Here is a 6,496-nt window from a genome sequence, read left to right on the forward strand (position 1 = left end):
CGCTCACCAAAGATCTTAACTGACTAGTATTACGGTTGTCTGGGCCTGGCGACAACTTAGTGGTGGTCGTCAATCTGATGTTCGATAACCATCCCTTCACCGACGCTTGCCACATGTCGCGCATAAGGATGTGCGCGATAGACTGGGGCCGGAGCAGGCGCTGGAGCAACATATACCGTTTGTGGTGCGGTCGTTACGCTGACCGCCTGCGGGACGCTGACGGAAGAGGGCACTACCACCACTTTATAACCGCTGGGGACATCAACGGTAACGCTCTGTGCAAATGTTGTCCCCGCAAAGCCCAGCAACAATGTCGCCATCAGTACACTTTTCTTCATGATCCGCTCGCCTGAAATATTCACTGGAAGTAATAATCCAGCGGGTTAATTTGAGGCGGATTATGAATAGATCATGCCATCATTTTGTTGCCGTCTGTGCTGAGCCGTTAATGCGTAAACGGTGCTTCATTCTTTAACACGCGGTCGATAACATCCAGCACGCCCTCTTCGTTGTTCGAGCCTGCACGATATTTTGCCGCCTCGATCACCGGCTCATGGGCGTTGGCCATTGCAAAACTAAATCCTGCCTGGCGCAGCATCTCAATATCATTTCCGCCATCGCCAAACACAACAACCTCGTCGTCGCTAATATTCCAGCGTTGTTGCAGCAGGCGCAGACCGTTTGCCTTATGCACACCGGGAATAATTAAATCGATGCTGCCGTAGCCGGTATGCACCGGTACCATAATATCGCCAATCGCATCGTGGAGATCGGCCTGTACCTGTGGAATTCGGTCGTCGGAAATATTCAGCCCGAACTTGAAGAAAACATCGTTGAGGTTGTCAAAATTATCTACAAATTCAAGACGATGATAATACATGGCGGAAACGTTCTTATGCTCATCGCTGTACTGTTTCAACGTATAGGCGCTGTTTTTACCACAGGCAATAATGTCGATATCGGCGCGGGTCAGCAGATGATCTACGATGGCATGGAAATCGTCTTTAGCCAGTTCGCCGTTAAAAACATCTTCTCCTTCACTGACCACCCAACCGCCGTTTTCGGCGACAAATGAGATTTCATTGGCCAGTTCGGGGAAAAAGGAAATCAACTGATAATATTGGTTACCGCTGGCGACCACAAAGCGGATCCCTTGTTCTTTCATCTGGTGGTATTGCGCCATAAAACGCTCACGGTTATAGGTTTTTTGGTCGCTTAAAAATGTGCCGTCCATGTCGACCGCAATTAATTTGATACTCATTAGCTGTTCTCCATCACCGTAGTATTTTTGAGATCCGGTTTCGCTACCGCTTTCGCGACGACGGCGGCGACAAGCACCAGCGCCAGCACCACCAACATAGCGCTGCGCAGGCCATAGTGTTCACCCAGATAGCCCAGCAGCGGCGGTCCAACAAGGAACGCCAGGTAACCGGTGGTCGCCACGACGCTGACGCGGGTTGGGGCATCGGGGCCGGTGTCGCTGGCGGCTGAAATGGTCAGCGGGAAACCGAGCGATGCGCCGAGTCCCCACAGAATAACGGACACACCGGCCACCCAGGAGCTGTCGACAAAAATAATCAGGCTAATCCCGAGAGCGCCCATCAGCGCACTGGCGCGCACCACCGCAACGCGGCTGTAACGGTCGATGAACCAGCCGCCGGTAAATCGCCCAACGGTCATACCCAGCGTAAAACCGGCATAAATCAGCGAGCCTGATGTCGGGCTAAATCCATGTCCGTCCACCATTAACAGTGGAAGCCAGTCGTTGGCGGAACCTTCAGCAAATGCCATCGCCAGCACTACAACGCCGATCAGCAATAGCTGGATATCACGATAAAAAGGCAGTCCTTTTTCACCGGAGTGAGAACCGTCAGCGGCATTTTTGCCCGTGCCGTCAGGAATAGCTTTGATGGCGATGAAAATAGGTGTGATAGCAACCATTGCAGCCAAAATGATATGCGCGGTAGCCGGGACGCTGAAGGCGGTAAGCATCATTCCAACTCCAGCCCCTGCCAACGTTCCCAGGCTGTAAAAACCGTGCATCATCGGCAGCACGGTTTTGTTCATTTCGCGCTCAACTGCCGCACCTTCGACGTTGATGGCAACTTCTGCCGCGCCAAAGCTGGCGCCAAATACGCTCAGGCCAAACGCGAAAAGCCATGCGGAATGCAGCCAGAGCGCTACGCTGAGGATCGCCATTCCGAGGACTGCACAAGACATGGTGGTGCGGATGACCTTACGCGTGCCAAATCGTTTCACCAGCCAGGCCGAACAAAGTATGCCACTCATCGAACCAATAGAGAGCCCAAACAACACTGCACCCATTTCGGCAGTGGAGATGGAGAGGATATCTCTGATGGCAGGGGTACGCGTTGCCCAGGAGGCCATTAATAATCCTGGTAAAAAGAAGAACGTGAACAGCGCCCAGGTGCGACGTCTTAAGGCTTTGCGTGATGAGATGCCAGTCATGAATTCGAGCCAAAGAAAAGAGGGAAGGAGACAACATTAGCAAGACTGTGTACATTTGTACACAAATGCAAGAAGAGGAAATGTAGTGCGACGTGCAAACGATCCGCAGCGGCGGGAAAAAATAGTTCAGGCGACTCTGGATGCAGTAATAGCCCATGGTATTCATGGGGTTACACACCGTAAAATCGCTATGATTGCCGAGGTACCACTGGGTTCTATGACCTATTACTTTTCGGGAATCGATGAGCTTTTGATGGAGGCATTTGGCCGTTTTACTGACAGGATGATGCTGCAGTATCAGGACTTTTTTGCCGATGTTAAGGATGCGTCGCAGGCTTGCCATGCCATTACCGATATGATTTACGGCTCTCAGGTCACAACGCCTGATAATATGGAGCTCATGTATCAGCTGTATGCTTTTGCCAGCCGTAAACCAGCGTTGAAAACGGTGATGCAGAACTGGATGCTACGCAGCCAACAAACGCTGGAGCAGTGGTTTGACCCGGTTACGGCGCGGGCGCTGGATGCGTTTATTGAAGGAATGACGCTGCATTTTGTCACGGACAAAAAACCGCTGCAGCGAGAAGATATCTTGCTGATGGTGGAGCGTATTGCAGGGATACCCGCGACAGTCAGCTGTGCGTAGCGCCTCCGGTAATATTCACCACCGTCGCGGTCATGGCGCTGGCATGGTCTGAAGCAAGAAAGGTCATGACCTCAGCGATTTGTGCAAGCGTAGGCAGGCGCGCGAGCATGGTACTTTGCGCCGCACCCCCTAACCATTGATCGACGGTTAAACCCATTGACTGTGCTTTAGCGGAGAAAATTTCTCCGGTATAGGAGCCAGCTGCAACAGCATCCACAATCGCATGCGAGCGCACGCCGACGACCCGGATATTTGCCGGTCCTACCTCGCTGGCGAACGCTTTAATAAAAGCCTCTGTTCCTGCACAACCAACAATATGACCCAGATGACCAGGCATCGCCATCGGGGCCGCGGGGGCAACAACGCTGAGAATGACGCCCGCACGATTGCCGCCCATGTGCGGCGTTACGGCTTTTGCGATATTGAACTGCGCCGAGAGGAAAGGGGTTATACCGCTCATAAACTCAGAGAGGGATAATGCGTCAAGGCGTTTGCCCTGTTCGTGCATAAATCCAGTTGCGTTAACCACCACATCTATTCCACCGGTTTGCTCTACAAGGCGGGTAACTTCCTTCGATGCGTTGTGCTCGTCGAGTACATCGGTGATAAAGGTTTCGACTGTACCACCTGCCGTTCGGATAATACTGGCCGTCCGATCAAGTTTTTCCTGGCTGCGAGCACCCAGACACACATGGGCTCCTTCGCGCGCCATGGCCTGCGCAACCGCACTACCAATAGCCCCGCTGCCACCAAAAATTACTGCGACTTTGCCAGTAAGCAACATGACTAACCCCCATCCCCGATAAAGCACCGTTTTAAAGTATGTGCCATAACCGGCATGCTGCAAATTTGGGAGGAGTTTCAGAGGTGGAAGGCGATGAACGCAAATTTCAGGCAACAAAAAACCCATCAACCTTGAACCAAAACGGCGGGGTTGATGGGCTCCACAAATTGGGGACATCAAAGAAAAGCAGTGGCAATAGTTATGACTGACGCCTTGAAGAAAAGTTCTGCTTACCTGCAAAAATTTTTCAATTAAGGGAAAATTTCAGCGCTACCCAAGGCCAGGCCAGACAATGACGATGAGTGTCCCCGCTAATGTCAGAAGAACGTTAGCAATCGCGTAAGTCCCGGCATAGCCTAACGCAGGGATGTTGCTGCGTGCGGTGTCGCTGATGATTTCCATTGCCGGAGCACAGGTACGTGCGCCCATCATGGCACCAAACAGCAGGGCACGGTTCATGCGCAATACGTAAGCACCAAACAAGAAACAGATGACAACTGGAACCAGGCTGACTACCAGACCGGCAATCAACATTTGACCACCGACGGCACCCAGGCCATTACCAATGCCACTGCCTGCGCTTAAACCGACGCCTGCCATGAATACCATTAGGCCAAACTCTTTCACCATATTCAGCGCACCCTGTGGGATATAGCCAAATGTGGGGTGGTTGGCTCGCAGGAAGCCCAGCATGATCCCGGCGAACAGCAGTCCAGCCGCATTCCCAATGCCGAAGCTGAAATTACTGAACTGGAAGGTGATCATCCCGATCATCAGACCGATGATAAAGAAGGCGCAGAAGGCCAGCAGATCGGTCACCTGACTGTGAATTGAAATGAAGCCGATACGATCGGCAATGGTTTTCACGCGACGAGCATCACCGCTGACCTGCAACACATCACCTTTATTGAGTACGACGTTGTCATCAATAGGCATTTCAATCTGGCTACGGATCACGCGGTTCAGGAAACAACCGTGGTCGGTTAGTTTCAACTGGGCCAGGCGACGACCAACGGCATTGTGGTTTTTCACCACAATTTCTTCAGTGACGATGCGCATATCGAGCAGATCGCGATCGAACACCTCTTTACCGTTACGGAAGCTGGGATCGAGGCGAGCATGGGCGTCCGGATAACCAACTAAGGCTATCTCATCGCCCATTTGCAACACCGCATCACCATCCGGGTTGGCCAGAATGCCGTTGCGACGGATGCGTTCAATGTAACAACCGGTCTGGCGATAAATACCCAGTTCGCGCAGATTTTTACCATCGGCCCATGCCACCAGTTCAGGGCCAACGCGATAGGCGCGGATCACCGGGAGGTACACTTTACGATTGGCGTCGGTGTCCAGACCTCGTTCACGCGCGATTTGTTGGGCGCTGGTTTGCAGGTCCTGATGCTGGAGTTTCGGCAAATAGCGCGCACCAACAATCAGGCTGACCAGACCAATCAAATAGGTGAGGGCGTAACCCAGGCTCAGGTTATCGAGAGCGCTTGAAAGTTGTGTCCCTGTCATTCCTGAATGGCGCAAGGTATCACCCGCGCCGACCAGCACCGGCGTTGAGGTCATCGAGCCAGCCAGCATACCCGCCGTCAGGCCGATATCCCAGCCAAATAGCTTACCCAGCCCCAGCGCGATCAGCATTGCGCTACCGACCATCACCAGGGCAAGCATTAGATAATTTTTCCCATCGCGAAAAAAAATCGAAAAAAAGTTGGGACCGGCTTCGACGCCGACGCAAAAAATAAACAGCATAAAGCCGAGATTTAATGCATCGGTGTTAATACTAAAGTGCTGCTGACCTAATAATAGGGAGACCACTAAAACGCCAATGGAATTACCGAGTTGGACTGAACCCAGACGTAATTTGCCCAGACACAGGCCCAGAGCCAGGACCACAAATAATAACAGGATGTAATTCCCATTTAACAAATCTGCGACGTTTATATTCACGGAGACTAACTTCTTGTTTACTAGTAAGCTATTGAAAGAAATGGCAATTTACGCTAATGTTTTTGCCAGAAATTAAGGGGCGATAGCATCGTACACAGCCCCGAATAATGCAGCATAACAATATATGCGGTTAGTTTAATCTCATTACGTATCAACGGCTATAAGAATCGTGTGGGTGTGTTTTTGGCATGGAATGCCGAGTTACTTTATCTGACTGGACGCCTGCGGGCGAAAAGAGTGTTCGATAGAGAATGTGTCAGGAGGAACGATTGAAACATAAGCAAAGTTGGGCGAGTGCGGTCTGCTGCTTTGTGCTCTTTATTGTGGTGTGTCTTTCATTAACGCTGAACGTGAAAGGGGCATTCAGAGCGGCAGGGCATCCTGAGGTCGGATTGTTGTTTTTTATCTTACCGGGTGCTGCAGCAAGCTTTTTTTCCCATCGTCGGGAAGTGCTCAAACCCCTGCTTGGTGCAATGTTGGCGGCGCCGTGCTGCCTGTTACTGATGCGGTTCGTTTTTATGCCGACGCGTTCATTGTGGCAAGAGCTGGCGTGGTTGTTTAGTGCGGTGTTTTGGTGCGCGCTTGGCGCATTATGTTTTTTATTTATCAGTAGCTTATTCAATCAGCATCAACGGCGGAAA

The 6,496-nt window shown here is 51.6% G+C and carries 7 protein-coding genes; 2 read left to right on the forward strand and 5 right to left on the reverse strand.

The window, feature by feature from the left end; genetic code table 11:
- Positions 1-56: 56 nt before the first annotated feature.
- The 3 genes from FDW94_RS14295 to FDW94_RS14305 form a co-directional block, all read right to left on the reverse strand.
- Positions 57-338, reverse strand: a complete 282-nt coding sequence (locus tag FDW94_RS14295; protein WP_003831642.1) for a hypothetical protein — start codon at positions 336-338, stop codon at positions 57-59.
- 107 nt (positions 339-445) lie between these two features.
- Positions 446-1,261 (reverse strand): Cof-type HAD-IIB family hydrolase, encoded by an 816-nt coding sequence (locus tag FDW94_RS14300; RefSeq protein WP_137377788.1) that lies wholly within the window; start codon positions 1,259-1,261, stop codon positions 446-448.
- Positions 1,261-2,469, reverse strand: coding sequence for an MFS transporter (locus FDW94_RS14305; protein WP_137377789.1), 1,209 nt, complete (start codon positions 2,467-2,469; stop codon positions 1,261-1,263). The genes FDW94_RS14300 and FDW94_RS14305 overlap by 1 nt, the downstream gene beginning before the upstream one ends.
- 85 nt (positions 2,470-2,554) lie before the next feature.
- Here FDW94_RS14305 and FDW94_RS14310 point away from each other — a divergent pair, with 85 nt between their 5' ends.
- Positions 2,555-3,115, forward strand: a complete 561-nt coding sequence (locus FDW94_RS14310; RefSeq protein WP_003831648.1) for a TetR/AcrR family transcriptional regulator — start codon at positions 2,555-2,557, stop codon at positions 3,113-3,115.
- Here FDW94_RS14310 and FDW94_RS14315 read toward each other — a convergent pair.
- Both FDW94_RS14315 and FDW94_RS14320 read right to left on the reverse strand, forming a co-directional pair.
- Complete coding sequence (locus tag FDW94_RS14315) at positions 3,102-3,899, reverse strand: SDR family oxidoreductase (protein ID WP_103284947.1); 798 nt, start codon at positions 3,897-3,899, stop codon at positions 3,102-3,104. The two genes, FDW94_RS14310 and FDW94_RS14315, sit on opposite strands and share 14 nt — an antisense overlap.
- 270 nt (positions 3,900-4,169) lie before the next feature.
- A complete protein-coding gene (locus tag FDW94_RS14320) occupies positions 4,170-5,855 on the reverse strand; it encodes an aspartate:alanine antiporter (protein WP_003831652.1) in 1,686 nt (561 codons plus the stop codon).
- A 269-nt stretch (positions 5,856-6,124) separates the two neighbouring features.
- Between FDW94_RS14320 and FDW94_RS14325 the strand changes: the two genes are divergently transcribed.
- The coding region (locus FDW94_RS14325) for an inner membrane protein YbjM (protein WP_137377793.1) at positions 6,125-6,496 on the forward strand (372 nt) is incomplete at its 3' end.

The sequence above is a fragment of the Citrobacter sp. wls757 genome (assembly GCF_005280935.1).
GTDB lineage: Bacteria > Pseudomonadota > Gammaproteobacteria > Enterobacterales > Enterobacteriaceae > Citrobacter > Citrobacter portucalensis.

Excerpts from the sequence above, each read along its gene's own strand:
- FDW94_RS14295 (WP_003831642.1), bottom strand. The coding sequence starts at position 338 with ATGAAGAAAAGTGTACTGATGGCGACATTGTTGCTGGGCTTTGCGGGG.
- FDW94_RS14300 (WP_137377788.1), bottom strand. The coding sequence starts at position 1,261 with ATGAGTATCAAATTAATTGCGGTCGACATGGACGGCACATTTTTAAGC.
- FDW94_RS14305 (WP_137377789.1), bottom strand. The coding sequence starts at position 2,469 with ATGACTGGCATCTCATCACGCAAAGCCTTAAGACGTCGCACCTGGGCG.
- FDW94_RS14315 (WP_103284947.1), bottom strand. The coding sequence starts at position 3,899 with ATGTTGCTTACTGGCAAAGTCGCAGTAATTTTTGGTGGCAGCGGGGCT.